This is a genomic window from Cupriavidus sp. KK10 (assembly GCF_018223725.1).
Lineage (GTDB): Bacteria > Pseudomonadota > Gammaproteobacteria > Burkholderiales > Burkholderiaceae > Cupriavidus > Cupriavidus necator.
This window is the reverse complement of sequence record NZ_CP073677.1, coordinates 544,249-559,600: the sequence shown is the minus strand read 5'-3', so window position 1 is coordinate 559,600 and position 15,352 is coordinate 544,249. Positions and strand designations below refer to the sequence as shown.

The following is a 15,352-nucleotide window of genomic DNA, read 5'->3' as shown; positions in this document are numbered from 1 at the left end:
CTCTCCTGTCTTGGTGCCGCGCCGGGGCGCGGCAGCTTGGAATCTGTTCAGGCCGGCGGCACCCGCAGCCAGAAGGTGACCGGGCCGTCGTTGACCAGGCTGACCTGCATCATCGCGCCGAACTCGCCGGTCTGCACCTGCGGATGGGCGGCGCGCGCCTGCGCCACGAAATGCTCGTACAGGCGCCGGCCGTCCTCGGGCGAGGCAGCGGGCGTGAAACTCGGCCGTGTGCCGCTGTTGGTATCGGCCGCCAGCGTGAACTGCGACACCACCAGCAGCCCGCCGGCGTTGCCGTTGCCGTCCATGTTCTGCACCGGCAGGTTCATCTTGCCGGCCGCATCGGAAAACACCCGGTACGACAGCATCTTGGCCAGCAGCCGCTCGGCCTGCGCCTCGGTGTCGCCGCGCTCGGCACAGACCAGCGCCAGCAGGCCGGCGCCGATTTCACCGGTGGTGCGGCCTTCTACCGTGACGCGGGCCTGGGCCACCCGCTGGATCAGCGCGATCATCCCGGCCGCCTCAGGCCAGCGTCACGCGCGCGAAGCGGCGCTTGCCGACCTGCACGACATAGGTGCCGGCGGCCACCCTGGTGGCCTTGTCGCTGACCGTGGCGCCGTCGATCTTGACGCCGCCCTGCTCGATATTGCGGTTGGCTTCCGAGGTGGACGGCACCAGGTTGGCCTGCTTGAGCAGCTGCGCGATGCCCAGCGGCGCGCCGCTCAGGCTGACTGCCGGGATATCGTCCGGCACGCCGCCGCGGGCGCGGTGGTTGAAATCTTCCAGTGCCTTCTCGGCATCGGCCTGGCTGTGGAAGCGCGCCACGATCTCCTGCGCCAGCAGCACCTTGCAGTCGCGCGGATTGCGGCCCAGCGCGATTTCCTGCTTCATCAGCTCGATCTCGGCCAGCGGGCGGAACGACAGCAGCGTGTAGTACTGCCACATCAGGTCGTCCGAGATGCTCATCAGCTTGCCGAACATCTCGTTGGGCGCCTCGGTCACGCCGACATAGTTGCCCTTGGACTTGGACATCTTCTCGACGCCGTCCAGGCCCACCAGCAGCGGCATGGTCAGGATGCACTGCGGCTCCTGGCCGTATTCCTTCTGCAGCTCGCGCCCGACCAGCAGGTTGAACTTCTGGTCGGTGCCGCCGAGCTCCAGGTCTGACTTGAGCGCGACCGAGTCATAGCCCTGCATCAACGGGTAGAGGAACTCGTGCACGGAAATCGGAATCCCGGAGCGGAAGCGCTTGGTGAAATCGTCGCGCTCCATCATGCGCGCCACGGTGTACTTTGCCGCCAGCTGGATCATGCCGCGCGCGCCCAGCGGATCGCACCACTCGCTGTTGTAGCGGATCTCGGTGCGGGCCGGGTCCAGCACCAGGCTGGCCTGGCGGTAGTAGGTCTGCGCGTTGGCCTCGATCTGCTCGCGCGTGAGCGGCGGGCGCGTGCTGTTGCGGCCCGACGGATCGCCGATGGTCGAGGTGAAGTCGCCGATCAGGAAGATCACCTGGTGGCCGAGGTCCTGCAGCTGGCGCAGCTTGTTCAGCACCACGGTATGGCCGATATGGATGTCGGGCGCGGTCGGATCCAGGCCCAGCTTGATGCGCAGCGGCACGCCGGTGGCCTCGCTGCGCGCCAGCTTCTGCGTCCACTCGGATTCGATCAGCAGCTCGTCGCAGCCTCGCTTGGAGACTTCCAGGGCCTGCATCACCGACGGCGTCAGGGGGTATTTGGCCGTGGGGCCCGTGGCAACTTCAGTCATGACGTAAGTCTTTGAAATACTTGAAATTTTAGGAAATTTCCTGACAGCCGCCAGGGCCGGATTTTGGTATAATCCGCGATTCCCGGCGCCTACGGAAGCCTTTCCAGTGCGCTACCCGCCACTTTGTGCAGCAATGCTGGCGGCCAAATAACAGTGAAGAGCCCGCGCCGCACCTCGGGGGAGGAAGGCAGACGAGACACATCGTCCCCGGCAGTGGTGCTCAGACCAAGGTTGAATTTTACGTGATGTGGTCCAGACTCCGCGAAGTTTTCGCGCGTGAGCTGGTGGTTCTTGTCGATCCGACCAACCCCCAGCACGCGCGGCGGCGCAAACAACTGACGGCCTCGGTGGGCGCAATCTTCACGCTCGGCATGGCCGCGGCGATGGGCGTTGCGCCGCGCAGCGCCTTTGACGATCCGCTCGCACCGCGCACGCAGCAGGCGCTGCGCATGCCCGACGTGCGCGAGCAACTTGAACAGCTTACCGACAACCAGGCCGTCTACGTACGCGAAGAGCGCATGCAGCGCGGCGACACCATCGCCAGCCTGCTCAAGCGGCTGGGCGTGGACGATGCCGACGCGCAGGCGTTCATCGTCAAGAACCCGACCGCGCGCGGCCTGTTCAACCTGAACCCGGGCCAGGCGGTGCAGGCGGAGATCGACGAAAGCAACACGCTGGTGTCGCTGCAGGCCAACCTGGGCGGCGATGCAGCCGCCTCGCGCGAGCTGGTGATCGAGCGCGTGCGCGCGGCCAGCGACGATACCGCCGCCACCTACAAGGCCAAGGTGCAGCGCGTCGACAACGACGTGCACTACGAGATGGCCTCGGGCGCGATTTCCGCGGGCGGCTTCTTCAAGGCCATGGACGCGGCCAACGTGCCCGACGAAGTCGTGCAGCAGATGCTGTCGATCTTCTCCGGCGTGATCGACTTCCACCACGACATCGCCAGCGGCGACCGCTTCCGCATCATCTACGAAGCGGGCTTCCGCGACGGCACCTTCGTGCGCAACGGCCGCGTGGTCGCATTGGAGCTGATCAACCGCAACCAGCTGCACCAGGCGCTGTGGTTCGCGCCCGAGGACAGCAAAGACGGCGGCGCCTACTACACCTTCGACGGGCGCAGCATGAAGCGGCCGTTCCTGCGTTCGCCGGTGGAATTCTCGCGCGTGTCGTCGGGCTTCGGCGGCCGCGAGCACCCTCTGCATCATGACTGGGCGCAGCACAAGGGCGTGGACTTCGCCGCCCCGACCGGCACCAAGGTGCTGGCCACCGGCGACGGCGTGGTCGAGTTCGTGGGCCAGCAGAACGGCTACGGCAATATCGTCATCCTGAACCACGCCAACGGCTACTCGACCTACTATGCGCACCTGTCCGGCTTTGCCGGCATGCGCCAGGGCCAGCCGGTGCGCCAGGGCCAGCTGATCGGCTATGTCGGCTCGACCGGCTGGGCCACCGGCCCGCACCTGCACTATGAGTTCCGCTTCAACGACGTGCCGCAGAACCCGCTGACCATCACGCTGATGGAATCGCCGACGCTGACCGGCAAGTCGCGCCAGGAATTCCTGACCTACACCAGCGGGCTGCTCAGCCGCATCAATGCGCTGCGCACCTACAACGTGCTGACCGCCTCCAACTGACCGTGCCCATCGTGACCCAGCCCGTGCCTGGCAGCGAACGCTATATCGGCATCATGTCCGGCACCAGCATGGACGGTGCCGACGCGGTGCTGGTGGATTTCAGCGGCGCGCGGCCCGCCGTGCTGGCGGCCGCCAGCCAGCCCTTCCCCGACACGCTGCGCGCGGCATTCTCTGCCCTGCAGCAACCGGGCGAGGACGAGATCCATCGCGAGGCGCTGGCAGCCAATGCGCTGGCGCAGGTCTACGCCGACTGCGTGGCCGCACTGCTGGGCGAGGCACAGGTCGACGCGGCCGCAGTGGCCGCGATCGGCGCCCACGGCCAGACCATCCGCCACCGGCCGGGCCTGTATGACGGCATCGGCTACACCCGCCAGAGCCAGCATCCGGCGCGTCTGGCCGAGCTGGCCGGCATCGACGTGGTGGCGGACTTCCGCAGCCGCGACCTCGCCGCCGGCGGCCAGGGCGCGCCGCTGGTGCCGGCGCTGCACCATGCGCTGTTCGGCAGCGACGCCGAAACCCGCGTTGCCTGCAATATCGGGGGCATCTCCAATATCAGCATCCTGCCCGCGGCGGGCGGCGCCGTCAGCGGCTTCGACTGCGGCCCGGGCAATGCGCTGCTCGACTACTGGATCGGCCGCCACCGCGGGCTTCCCTTTGACAGCAACGGCGACTGGGCCGCGAGCGGGCGTGTCGACGCCGCACTGCTGGCGCAGTGCCTGGATGAGCCCTACTTCAGCGCAGCGCCGCCCAAGAGCACCGGGCGCGACCTGTTCCATCCGGGCTGGCTCGAAGCCCGTCTCGCCTCGTTCCAGCACCTCGCACCTGCCGATGTGCAGGCGACGCTGGCCGCGCTGACGGCCGAGGCCATCGGGCGCGACGTGCGCACCCACGCGCCCGATGCGCGCCGCCTGATTGTCTGCGGCGGCGGCGCCCGCAATGCGTTCGTGATGGCACGGCTGGTGCAGGCATTGCCCGGCGTGGCCATCGAGACCTCGGAAGACTACGGCGTGCCGGTGTCGCAGGTCGAAGCCATCGCCTTTGCCTGGCTGGCACGCCAGTGCCTGCTGCGCCAGCCCGGCAACGTGCCCACCGTGACCGGCGCCGCCGGGCCGCGCGTGCTGGGCGCAATCTATCCGCGCTAAGCGCTAGGGCAGGCGCATCGCGCCGCCCGCTTCCACCCAATCCATGAACGCCTGCGCCAGCGGCGAGGCCCGCATGGCCGGCGAGCGCGCCAGCACCACGCGCTGCGGCGTCACCGGCTCGCGCAGCGGCAGGCAGGCGATCGGCACGCCGTCGTAGCTATGGTCGCCGGCCGGGCGCGTGCACGACAGCGCCACGCCATAGCCGTGCGCCACCAGTCCGCGCTGCATCTCGAAGGTCTGCGTGTACTGGTGCAACACCGGGTGCAGGCCATGCGCCCAGAACAGCGACAGGAAGTACTCGCGCGTCTGCGGGATGTCCTCGAGGATCAGCCGTTCGCCTGCCAGGTCGGCCAGGCTCACATCGGTGCCGCTTGCCAGCGGATGGCCGGCGGGCAGCAGCGCATAGGGTGCCAGTTCCGCCAGCGTGCGGCGCTCGGTGCGGGCATCGAGCCCCAGTTCATAGGTCAGCGCCAGTTCGGCCTTGCCCGCCTGCAGCGTGCGGTGGACGGTCGCCAGGTCGGCCTCGAACAAGGTCACCGAGATGCCCGGATGGTGCCGGCGCAGCCCCGCCAGCAGACGTGGCACAAAATACGGCCCGAGATCCTGGAAGCAGGTCAGCGAGAGCTGGCCGGTCAACCCCCGGCCGGTGGCGTCGTCCACGGTGAGGCCGGCCGCCAGCGCGAGGATGTCTCGTGCCCGCCCCAGCAGGCGCTGCCCGGCGGGCGTCAGGGACAACCCACGGCTGACCTGGCGACTGAAGAGAGGCTCGCCCAGGGTGTCTTCCAGCTGCGCGATCGCGGTGGAGACAGACGGCTGCGACACATGGCGCGCCCGAGCCGCCGCGCTGATGCTGCCGTGCTCGGCTGCGGCGACAAAGTATTCGAGCTGGCGGAAAGAGAAGGGGATCATGATTTCCTATATCGCAACATAGGAAATATATGCTTTTCCTATCCCCAACGCATGGCGATACTGGGCACATCGCCCCCACACAACATCGCCATGAACATCACCCAGGAACAGATCGACACCTACCAGCGCGACGGCGTGCTGGTACTGCGCGGCGCCTTCACCGACTGGGTCGAACGGCTGCGCGACGGCTTTGCGCAGAACCTGGCCGAGCCCGGCCCCTTTGCCATCGAGAACGTACGGCCCGGCGAAAGCGGGCGCTTCTTCGAGGACTACTGCAACTGGCAGCGCATTACGCCGTTCGATGACTTTATCCGCCAGTCGCCGGCGGCTGCCATTGCCGGGCGCATCATGCAGTCGCAGGCGGTGCAGGTGTTCCACGAACACATCCTGGTCAAGGAGCCCGGCACGGCCAAGCCCACGCCGTGGCACCAGGACCTGCCCTACTACTGTGTCGACGGCACCCAGACCGCGAGCTACTGGATCCCGCTGGATCCGGTGACGCAGGCCAATACCCTGCGCGTGGTGGCCGGCTCGCACCGCTGGCCGCGGCTGGTGCGGCCCAAGCGCTGGGCCAGCAACGAGAACTTCTATGGAGGTGACGACGCCTTCATGGAGATGCCGGACGTGGAAGACGGTAGCTACACCCTGCTCACACCGGAACTGGAGCCGGGCGATGCCGTGGTGTTCGACTTCCGTACCGTGCACGGCGCTGCCGGCAATACCGGCAGCGGGCGCCGGCGCGCGTTCTCGGCGCGTTTCCTGGGCGACGACGTGCGCTTCATGCAGCGGCCCGGGCGCCCCTCGCCGCCCTTCCCCGGCATCGATCAGCAGACCGGCGAGCGCATGCGCGAAGATTGGTTTCCCGTGGTCTGGCGCGCCGCCCGGTAAGTCATCGCGGAAAAGAAAAAACGCACCCGAAGGTGCGTTTTTTTGGGACCGGTGTCGGTCAGACCGAGAACGACGAGCCGCAACCGCAGGTGGTCGAGGCATTCGGGTTCTTGATTACGAACTGCGCGCCGTTGATGTCTTCCTTGTAATCGATCTCGGCGCCGACCAGGTACTGGTAGCTCATCGAGTCGATCAGCAGCGTGACGCCGTTCTTGACCATGGTGGTGTCGTCTTCGTTGACTTCCTCATCGAAGGTGAAGCCATACTGGAAGCCGGAGCAGCCGCCGCCCTGCACGAACACGCGCAGTTTCAGCTCGGCATTGCCCTCTTCCTCGATCAACTGCTTGACCTTGTCGGCGGCGCTGTCGGTAAAGACGAACGGTGCCGGCACGTCCTCGGTAACGGGTGCCTCTGCGACTGCGTTCATGGGGTGTTCTCCTGTTTATATACGCCTGTATTCTAAGCGCTACTGGAAGATCGTGCCGAAACCCTGTGTTTTCAAGGGGGTTCCCGGCATGGCGGGTGCCGCTCAGGCGGCTTTTTCAGTGGGATGCGCGTCGCCAGCGGGCACTGCGCGGTCCGTGGCGGCAGCCTCGTCCGCCGCTTCCGTCACTTCGGCCGCCGGCGCCGCCTCGAGCAGGTTCGGCAGCGCCTTGATCTCGCCTTGCACCAGCGGCATCAGGCGGCCTTCGACCAGCGCGCCCTGGTGCATTTCCAGCGCCGCATAGCGCACGTCGCCCAGCACGCGGGCATGCGGCTGCAGTTCGAGCAGGTCGGTGGCCTGCACCGGACCCTTGACAGTGCCGTTGAGCACCAGGTGGCCGACGCTGATCTCGCCCTCGACCATGCCTTTTTCGCTGACCACCAGCATGCTCGGCTTGCCCGGCGCCGCGGTGACGTTGCCGCGCACGCGGCCGTCCAGGCGCAGGCCGCCGGCAAAGACCAGGTCGCCGTCGATAGCGGTGTCTTCGCCGATCAGCGTATCGATCGAAAGGCCCTTCTTTTTCGAAAACAGCATCACTCTCACTCCTCTCTCGTTCGTGCCGAACCCTCCGGCCGTGGCGCATTCGCGCCGGCAAGCAGCACTTGCCGATGGCGACAGGGCGTGATTGTAGCCGCGCGCAGCCCATACCCCACAAAAGTATGGCTGCCCAATCGCTTTTTCGGCAGGCCAGAGTATTTCCGTACCCTGCAGGCGAAAAAAAACCGCACGGCCAGCGTGCGGTTTTTTTGGTCTCGCAAGATCCGGCAGTACCGGACCTGCGAAAACGCATCAGCGCTTCGAGAACTGCTTGCGACGACGCGCCTTGTGGAAGCCGACCTTCTTACGCTCGACTTCACGTGCATCGCGCGTGACGTAGCCAGCCTTCGACAGGGCCGACTTCAGGGTCGCATCGTAGTCGATCAGGGCGCGGGTGATGCCGTGGCGCACTGCGCCGGCCTGGCCGGTTTCGCCACCGCCGGTCACGTTGACCTTGATGTCGAACGTTTCAGCGTGAGCGGTCAGTTCCAGGGGCTGGCGCACGATCATCAGCGAGGTTTCGCGAGCGAAATACTCTTTGATGGGCTTGCCGTTGACGATGATATCGCCCTTGCCCGACTTGATGAAGACACGAGCCACAGCGCTCTTGCGGCGGCCAGTACCGTAATTCCAGTTACCGATCATGGATTGGCCTCCTTAGATTTCCAGCGCCTTGGGCTGCTGCGCTTCATGCGGATGCTCGGCTTCGGCGTAAACCTTCAGCTTCTTGATCATCGCGTAGCCCAGCGGACCCTTCGGCAGCATGCCCTTGACAGCCTTTTCCAGGGCACGGCCCGGGAAACGCTGCTGCATCTTGCCGAACGTCGTTTCGTAGATACCGCCCGGGTAGCCCGAATGGCGATAGTACTTCTTGTCCGTTTCCTTGGTACCCGTGACACGCAGCTTTGCTGCATTGACGATGATGATGTAATCACCCGTGTCGACGTGCGGAGTGAATTCCGGCTTGTGCTTGCCGCGCAGACGGCGTGCCACTTCGCTGGCGACACGGCCGAGGACTTTGTCCGTCGCGTCAATCACGTACCAGTCGCGCTTTACCTCATGAGGCTTGGCGGAAAAGGTCTTCATGATTTTTCCTGACTATTAGTTCGTACCCGAAATCCGACTCGCGAAGGCTTGTACTCGCCCCTGCAAGTCTTGTGGCTGGCCCGTGAAGGCTGGCCTGGTCCTGCTCTTTCTTCCGCGGGTATGACGGAAAGCCTTCCATTATACTGGTGGCTACCGGAACCGCACAAGCAAAGACTGATCTTTTCGTCAAGGTCGCCGCCATGGCGGGGCCAAGCCAGGGCAGCCTCGCGCACTGCCAGGGCAGCCTCGCGCACTTTGTCATGCACGGTGCACCAGGGAGCAGGGGCGAAAAAAAACCCAAGCTGTTGAGCTTGGGTTTGAATCCACCAAAGGAGGAGGGTGGAGGAGACACTGGGAGATCGACGGAGGGACTGGCGGGCGGTGCGGCGAGCTTGCCCTGGGGCTTCGCTTTCGCACTCTGGCGCGCTGTCGGTGCCGTCGTTCAATGATTCAAATTATACATGGGGTTTTCCCCAGTGCAAGGGAAATTTGCACTGCGAAATGCCATTTCGTATTACGGAAAGAAAGACGTGACGCGCCAGAGAGGTAATTTCAATTCGAAATCAATGACTTATGCAACATCCAGCTATGTCATTGAACTGTCATACTAGAGGAAACCCTCAGATTTCATACGGGTATGGGCGTCAGAAGCCCAAGCTTGACGATGCCATATACTGAGAATTGCAAGATTCGAGATCATGCGTTTGTGATCGGGAACACACAATATAAACGACAGGAACGAACAAAATGGAATGCAAAGTGACATGGATGGGCGCGGACGGCATGAGCTTCGTGGCCCAGACCGGCAGCGGCCATATCGTGGCGATGGACGGCGCGCCTGAGGGCGGCGGCCACAACCTGGCACCGCGGCCGATGGAGATGGTGCTGCTCGGCACGGGCGGCTGCACCGCCTATGACGTGGTGCTGATCCTCAAGCGCGGCCGCCAGGACGTTTCCGGCTGCAGCGTCCAGCTGCAGGCCGAGCGCGCCGGCGAGGACCCCAAGGTCTTCACCCGCATCAACTTCCATTTTGTGGTGACCGGCAAGAATCTCAACCCCGCCACGGTCGAGCGTGCCATCAAGCTGTCGCACGAAAAGTACTGCTCGGCGTCGATCATGCTGGCCAAGACGGCCGAGATCACGCACACGCTGGAAATCGTCGAAGCCTGAAGGGAAGATGCAGACCCGGTACACCGTGGTGGCGCCGGGTCATGCCATAAGAAGAAGCAAAGCAGGCCGATAAGCCGGATTCTGTGCGCCCCGCCCGCCTTGCGGCAAACGGTGCGTGACAACCATTCCTCTAGGCCGGCTGTTACCAGCCGGCTCCAGCTCCCTACCCGCAGGCTCAGCGGGCCGCTTCATCGCCTGCCTATTTGGGATTGCTCCAGGTGGAGGTTACCGCGTTTCACCCTTCCCGCCGGGCGAACCCGGCGGCAAGACTCGTCTCTGTGGCCCTATTCCGCACGTTGCCGTGGATGGCTGTTAGCCAACACCCTGCCCTGTGGAGTCCGGACTTTCCTCCCCCTGCACCTTGCGGTGCAGGCAGCGGTTGCCTGGCCTGCTTTGCGGCCCGCAGTCTAACACCGATTGGCGGCGCCTTCAGCCGGCGCGCCGTCCCGGGCGGAACACCGCGGTATCGGCGTAGAAGCCAGGTTCGGCATTATCGTCGCACCAGCCCGGGATGCCCAGCACCGGCAGCGGCGCAAAACTGCGCCCGCCGCGCAGCGCGCCAGCCTGGGCCGCAGCGGCAAGGGATTGCGCCAGCATGGCGTCCAGCGATGGGCCTGCCGCCTGCTGCGGCGCCAGTGGCAGCACCCACGCATGCGCAGTGACCGACTTGTACGGCTGCACCAGCTTTTCGAGCAGCGCGTGGCCGAACGGCACCACCGTGCAGGCCCTGCCCCACGCCGGCCTGGATTCGACCAACAGCCGCTGCCACGCAAACCCCTTGAGCGCATCCACCAAGCCCTGATCGGCGCTGACAAACAGCACCGCATTCTCGTCGAACAGGGTCGCCGCATCGCGCACGCCGCCGCGCGTGGTCTGCACGCCTTCGCGCGCGATGACCTCGGCCTGGATCTGGTTGAGCACGCGCTTGCCCCGCGGGAAATGCAGCCAGGTCAGCGCGTTGAAGAAATCGTGGAGATTGTCGCGGGTCGGGATCTCGCCCGTGGCATGGATATGCGCCTCATAGGCGCTGCCTTCGGGCAAGGCATGCTGGGCGATAAAACGCAGCGGCAGGCCGCGGGCGTTGCGCAGGCGAAGTTGCGCTGCATACGCGTTTAGCAGCGCGCGCAAATCGGCGCCGCCCTGCACCGCCGCAGCGAGCGCGGCACCCCGCGCCGCAAACGGCTGGAACCACGGCCGGGACCAGTCGATCCCGGCCAGCGCGGCGACGAAAGGCTCGTCGGCCGCGGGCACCTGCATGGCCAAGGCCCCAGCAGGGTTTAGCGGGCCTTCCAGCGCAGCGTCTCGCCGCCGCGCAGCGGCACCAGCGTGGTGTCGCCATAGGGCAGCTCGGCCGGCAGTTCCCAGTCCTCTCGCTCCAGCGTCAGGGTACCGGTGTTACGCGGCAGGCCGTAGAAGGCCGGACCGTTGAAGCTGGCAAAGGCTTCCAGCTTGTCCAGCGCGCCGGCGGCGTCGAAGGCCTCGGCATACAGCTCCATCGCATGCAGCGCGGTATAGCAGCCGGCGCAGCCGCAGGCGTGTTCCTTCAGCCCGCGCGCGTGCGGCGCGCTGTCGGTGCCCAGGAAGAAGCGCGGGCTGCCCGAGACCGCGGCCGCCACCAGGGCCTCGCGATGGGTCTCGCGCTTGAGCACCGGCAGGCAGTAGTAGTGCGGGCGGATACCGCCGGTGAAGATGGCGTTGCGGTTGTAGAGCAGGTGGTGCGCGGTGATGGTGGCGCCCACCGGGCCGCTGGCGTCGCGCACGTATTCGGCCGCGTCCTTGGTGGTGATGTGCTCGAACACCACCTTCAGCTCGGGCATGTCGCGGCGCAGCGGCGTCATCACGCGGTCGATAAAGACGGCTTCGCGATCGAAGATGTCGATGCTGGGGTCGGTCACCTCGCCGTGCACCAGCAGCGGCAGGCCCGCGCGCTGCATCGCTTCCAGCGCCGGGTAGCAGCGGCGGATATCGGTCACGCCGGCGTCGCTGTTGGTGGTGGCGCCGGCCGGGTACAGCTTGACGCCGTGCACGAAGCCGCTGGCCTTGGCCGCGGCGATTTCTTCGGCCGTGGTGTTGTCGGTCAGGTACAGCGTCATCAGCGGCTCGAACTGCAGGCCGGCCGGCAGCGCCGCCAGGATGCGGGCACGGTAGGCCTGCGCCTGCGCCACCGTGGTCACGGGCGGCTTCAGGTTGGGCATGATGATGGCGCGTGCGAACTGGCGCGCGGTGTCGGGCAGCACGGCGGCCAGGGCCGCGCCGTCGCGCAGGTGCAGGTGCCAGTCGTCCGGGCGGGTGATGGTGAGCTTCTGGGTCATGGCTAGCTTGGGCCTGCCGCGGCGGCGGCTGGCGTTCGTCGAAATCAGAGAATCAGGATGGCGCGGTAGTCGTTCACATTGGTGCGCGTCGGGCCGGTGACCACCAGGTCGCCGATGGCATCGAACAGGCCCCAGGCGTCGTGCGCGTCCAGCTGGCGCAGTCCCGGCAGGCCGGCGGCCGCGGCACGCGCCAGCGTGGTCGGATCGGCCAGCGCACCGGCATTGTCCTCCGAACCGTCGATGCCGTCGGTGTCGGCCGCGATCGCGTGCACGCCAGGCATGCCGTCAAGCTCGACCGCCAGCGACAGCAGGAATTCGGAGCAACGCCCGCCCCGTGCCTTTGCGGCGCCACCGCCGGCAGGCAAAGTGACCGTGCACTCACCTCCGGAAATCAGCACCACGGGCGCGGCGAACGGCGCATTGTACGCGCGAATCTCGCGCACCAGCGCAGCGTAGACGCGGGCCACTTCGCGCGCTTCGCCGGTCACGGTATCGCCCAGCACCACCGGCGTGATGCCGCGTTCGCGGAACAGCGCCGCAGCCGCCTGCAGGCTGCCATGGGCGGTGGCGATCATGCGGTTGTCGACCTGGGCGAACAGCGCGTCGCCCGGCTTGGGCGTCTCCGACACCTCGCCGCGGGCGCCGCGCTCCAGGTGGGCCTGCACGCTGGCCGGCACCTGCGCGCCCCAGCGGCGCAGGATCTCCAGCGCATCGGCAAAGGTGCTCGGGTCGGCCACGGTCGGGCCCGAGGCGATCGCGCTGGGATCGTCGCCGGCCACGTCCGAGACGATCAGCGTGGTCACCGGCGCACGGCTTGCCTGCGCCAGCCGCCCGCCCTGGATGCGCGAGACATGCTTGCGCACGATATTCATCTCGGTGATCGGCGCGCCACAGCGCAGCAGTTCCCGGGTGGTGGCCTTAAGGTCAGCCATGGGGATGCCTTCGGCCGGCAGCGACAGCAGGCTGGAGCCGCCGCCCGACACCAGCACCAGCAGCCGGTCCTGCGGCGTCAGCGACTGCACGCTGGCCAGGATATCGGCGGCGGCCTGCTCGCCGGCCTCGTCGGGCACGGGGTGGCCGGCCTCGATAACGCGGATATGGTCGGTCGGCAGCCCGTGGGCGTAGCGCGTGACCACCAGCCCTTCCAGCGTGGCCTTGCCCGCATAGGCACGCTCGACCGCCGCGGCCATCGACGCCGCGGCCTTGCCCGCGCCCACCACCAGCGTGCGGCCGCCCGCGTGCGGGGGCGGCAGGTGCTGCGCTACGATCTGCAGCGGATCGGCGGCCGCCACGGCGGCGTGGAAGCTGTCCAGCAGGAGTACGCGCGGCTCGCCCGCGCCCGCCGTGCTCACAGCGCCTCCGCGATAGCCTGGCCCAGGTCGGCCGTGCCGGCCTTGCCGCCGATGTCGCGCGTCAGCGGCGCGTGTTCGGGGCCCGCGGCCAGCACCTTCTCGATCGCACCCAGCACGGCAGCGCCGGCGGCTTCATGGCCCAGGTGCTCCAGCATCATGGCGCCGCACCAGATCTGGCCGATCGGGTTGGCCACGCCGCGCCCGGCAATATCCGGGGCCGAACCGTGCACCGGCTCGAACAGGCTGGGGAAGGTGCGGTCCGGGTTGATATTGCCCGACGGCGCGATGCCGATGGTGCCAGTGCAGGCCGGCCCCAGGTCGGACAGGATGTCGCCGAACAGGTTGCTGGCCACCACCACGTCGAACCAGTCCGGATGCTGGACGAAATGCGCGGTCAGGATGTCGATGTGGTACTTATCGACCTTGATGCCGGGGTAGCTGGCCGCCATCGCCTCGACGCGCTCGTCCCAGTACGGCATGGTGATCGAGATGCCATTGGACTTGGTCGCCGATGTCAGGTGCTTCCTGGGCCGCTTCTGCGCCAGCTCGAAGGCAAACTTCAGAATGCGGTCGACGCCGGTGCGGCTCATCACGGTTTCCTGCACCACGATCTCGCGCTCGGTGCCCGGAAACATGCGCCCGCCGATGCTGGAGTATTCACCCTCGGTGTTCTCGCGCACCACATAAAAATCGATATCGCCAGGCTTGCGGCCGGCCAGCGGGCTCCTGATGCCGGGCATCAGCCGCACCGGGCGCAGGTTCACGTACTGGTCGAACGAGCGCCGGAACTGCAGCAGCGAGCCCCACAGCGAGACGTGGTCAGGCACGGCATCAGGCCAGCCCACCGCGCCGAAGTAGATGGCGTCGTACTTGACCAGCGTGTCGAACCAGTCGTCCGGCAGCATCTTGCCGTGGCGGGCGTAGTAGTCGCAGCTGGAAAAGTCGAAGTGGTCCCACTGGAAGTCGATGCCGAAGCGCCGCGCCGCGGCGTCCATCACGCGGATGCCCTCGGGCATGACTTCCGTGCCGATTCCGTCTCCGGGAATCACGGCGATCTTGTATTGGCGCATGGTTATTGGGGAGATACGTGCAGGATGGCCGGTCGCCGCGCGCGGCCCGGCCGACGCTGCTTGGCAGCGGCCCGGGTGCGCGGGATAATGTCTGCATTCTATTGCAAAGCGGCAGCCCGCTGCCGACCGGTGCCCCGATATGTGCCAGCTGCTAGGCATGAACTGCGCCACGCCGACCGACGTGACGTTCTCCTTCACCGGCTTTGCCGCGCGCGGTGGCCTGACCGACCATCACGCCGACGGCTTCGGTGTCGCCTTCTTCGAGGACAAGGCCTGCCGCCTGTTTATCGACAACCAGTCCGCCGGCACCTCGCCGGTGGCAGACCTGATCAAGCGCTACCCGATCAAGTCCAAGAACGTCATCTCGCATATCCGCAAGGCCACGCAAGGCACCGTGCTGCTGGAGAACTGCCACCCCTTCATGCGCGAACTGTGGGGCCGCCACTGGATCTTTGCCCATAACGGCGACCTGAAGGGCTTCACCCCGTTCCTGTCCGGCGTCTACCAGCCGGTGGGCGACACCGACAGCGAACTGGCCTTCTGCACGCTAATGCAGGGCCTGCGCAAGCGCTTCCCGGGTTCGCAGCCGCCGCTGAACGAGTTGTGCCATGCGCTGGCCGACATCACCCGCGAGATCACGCTGCACGGCGTGTTCAACTACCTGCTGTGCAACGGCCAGGCCCAGTTCGCGCATTGCTCCACGCACCTGTACTACATCGTGCGGCAGTGGCCGTTCTCGACCGCGCACCTGATCGATGCCGACCTGTCGATCGACTTCGCCCAGGTCACCACGCCGGACGACCGCGTGGCGGTGATCGCCACCCAGCCGCTGACCGACAACGAGACCTGGACCCGCTTCGCCCCGGGCGAGCTGATCATGTTCGAGGACGGGCGCCCGACCATGACGCTGACGGTGCCGATCCCGCCGGAAGTGCAGGCGAAGAACGCGGCCAACACGACCTGCACCTGAGACATCAGAACGAAAAAAAAGGGACGCCGAGGCG

At 66.5% G+C, this 15,352-nt stretch carries 16 protein-coding genes and 1 other RNA gene; 5 read left to right on the top strand and 12 right to left on the bottom strand.

Annotated features, from left to right (window positions below; all coding sequences use genetic code 11):
* Window positions 1-47: 47 nt before the first annotated feature.
* Together dtd and tyrS are read right to left on the bottom strand one after the other, a co-directional pair.
* Window positions 48-509: a D-aminoacyl-tRNA deacylase gene (gene dtd / locus KB879_RS02835; protein ID WP_010813898.1), complete on the bottom strand. Its 462-nt coding sequence runs from the start codon at window positions 507-509 to the stop codon at window positions 48-50.
* 10 nt (window positions 510-519) lie between these two features.
* Entirely contained in the window at window positions 520-1,761 is a 1,242-nt protein-coding gene (gene tyrS, locus KB879_RS02830) for a tyrosine--tRNA ligase (protein ID WP_211980717.1), read from the bottom strand.
* 245 nt (window positions 1,762-2,006) lie between these two features.
* Here tyrS and KB879_RS02825 point away from each other — a divergent pair, with 245 nt between their 5' ends.
* Window positions 2,007-3,398 carry a M23 family metallopeptidase gene (locus KB879_RS02825; protein ID WP_013955573.1) on the top strand — a complete coding sequence of 464 codons (1,392 nt, stop codon included), beginning with the start codon at window positions 2,007-2,009 and terminating at the stop codon, window positions 3,396-3,398.
* Window positions 3,399-3,409: 11 nt separating this feature from the next.
* Window positions 3,410-4,540 carry an anhydro-N-acetylmuramic acid kinase gene (locus KB879_RS02820; protein WP_211982108.1) on the top strand — a complete coding sequence of 377 codons (1,131 nt, stop codon included), beginning with the start codon at window positions 3,410-3,412 and terminating at the stop codon, window positions 4,538-4,540.
* A gap of 3 nt (window positions 4,541-4,543) precedes the next feature.
* On the opposite strand, the gene KB879_RS02815 is transcribed toward KB879_RS02820, so the two are convergent.
* Window positions 4,544-5,449, bottom strand: a complete 906-nt coding sequence (locus KB879_RS02815) for a LysR family transcriptional regulator (RefSeq protein WP_211980716.1) — start codon at window positions 5,447-5,449, stop codon at window positions 4,544-4,546.
* Between the two features lie 90 nt (window positions 5,450-5,539).
* On the opposite strand from KB879_RS02815, the gene KB879_RS02810 reads away from it, so the two are divergent.
* Window positions 5,540-6,337 (top strand): phytanoyl-CoA dioxygenase family protein, encoded by a 798-nt coding sequence (locus KB879_RS02810; RefSeq protein ID WP_211980715.1) that lies wholly within the window; start codon window positions 5,540-5,542, stop codon window positions 6,335-6,337.
* A 58-nt stretch (window positions 6,338-6,395) separates the two neighbouring features.
* Here the strand turns inward: KB879_RS02810 and erpA are convergent, their stop codons facing one another.
* The 4 genes from erpA to rplM form a co-directional block, all read right to left on the bottom strand.
* Window positions 6,396-6,764, bottom strand: a complete 369-nt coding sequence (gene erpA / locus KB879_RS02805) for an iron-sulfur cluster insertion protein ErpA (RefSeq protein ID WP_010813904.1) — start codon at window positions 6,762-6,764, stop codon at window positions 6,396-6,398.
* Between the two features lie 102 nt (window positions 6,765-6,866).
* The gene (locus tag KB879_RS02800; RefSeq protein WP_013955569.1) at window positions 6,867-7,355 is read right to left on the bottom strand and encodes a polymer-forming cytoskeletal protein; all 489 of its coding nucleotides are present in this window, start codon (window positions 7,353-7,355) and stop codon (window positions 6,867-6,869) included.
* Between the two features lie 255 nt (window positions 7,356-7,610).
* On the bottom strand, window positions 7,611-8,003 hold the full coding sequence (gene rpsI, locus KB879_RS02795) for a 30S ribosomal protein S9 (protein ID WP_010813906.1): 393 nt from the start codon (window positions 8,001-8,003) through the stop codon (window positions 7,611-7,613).
* Window positions 8,004-8,015: 12 nt separating this feature from the next.
* Window positions 8,016-8,444, bottom strand: coding sequence for a 50S ribosomal protein L13 (rplM, locus tag KB879_RS02790; RefSeq protein ID WP_010813907.1), 429 nt, complete (start codon window positions 8,442-8,444; stop codon window positions 8,016-8,018).
* Window positions 8,445-9,191: 747 nt separating this feature from the next.
* Here rplM and KB879_RS02785 point away from each other — a divergent pair.
* Window positions 9,192-9,614, top strand: coding sequence for an OsmC family protein (locus KB879_RS02785; protein ID WP_013955568.1), 423 nt, complete (start codon window positions 9,192-9,194; stop codon window positions 9,612-9,614).
* Window positions 9,615-9,668: 54 nt separating this feature from the next.
* On the opposite strand, the gene rnpB is transcribed toward KB879_RS02785, so the two are convergent.
* The 5 genes from rnpB to KB879_RS02760 form a co-directional block, all read right to left on the bottom strand.
* Window positions 9,669-10,009, bottom strand: an RNA gene (rnpB, locus tag KB879_RS02780) — RNase P RNA component class A.
* 34 nt (window positions 10,010-10,043) lie between these two features.
* On the bottom strand, window positions 10,044-10,871 hold the full coding sequence (locus tag KB879_RS02775; protein ID WP_211980714.1) for a DUF3025 domain-containing protein: 828 nt from the start codon (window positions 10,869-10,871) through the stop codon (window positions 10,044-10,046).
* Window positions 10,872-10,891: 20 nt separating this feature from the next.
* Window positions 10,892-11,926 (bottom strand): dihydroorotase, encoded by a 1,035-nt coding sequence (gene pyrC / locus KB879_RS02770; protein ID WP_011614536.1) that lies wholly within the window; start codon window positions 11,924-11,926, stop codon window positions 10,892-10,894.
* A gap of 44 nt (window positions 11,927-11,970) precedes the next feature.
* Window positions 11,971-13,278, bottom strand: a complete 1,308-nt coding sequence (locus tag KB879_RS02765; RefSeq protein ID WP_211980713.1) for a glycerate kinase — start codon at window positions 13,276-13,278, stop codon at window positions 11,971-11,973.
* On the bottom strand, window positions 13,275-14,348 hold the full coding sequence (locus tag KB879_RS02760) for a tartrate dehydrogenase (RefSeq protein WP_013955565.1): 1,074 nt from the start codon (window positions 14,346-14,348) through the stop codon (window positions 13,275-13,277). The genes KB879_RS02765 and KB879_RS02760 overlap by 4 nt, the downstream gene beginning before the upstream one ends.
* Before the next feature lie 139 nt (window positions 14,349-14,487).
* Between KB879_RS02760 and KB879_RS02755 the strand changes: the two genes are divergently transcribed.
* A complete protein-coding gene (locus KB879_RS02755) occupies window positions 14,488-15,318 on the top strand; it encodes a class II glutamine amidotransferase (protein ID WP_013955564.1) in 831 nt (276 codons plus the stop codon).
* Window positions 15,319-15,352 lie beyond the last annotated feature (34 nt).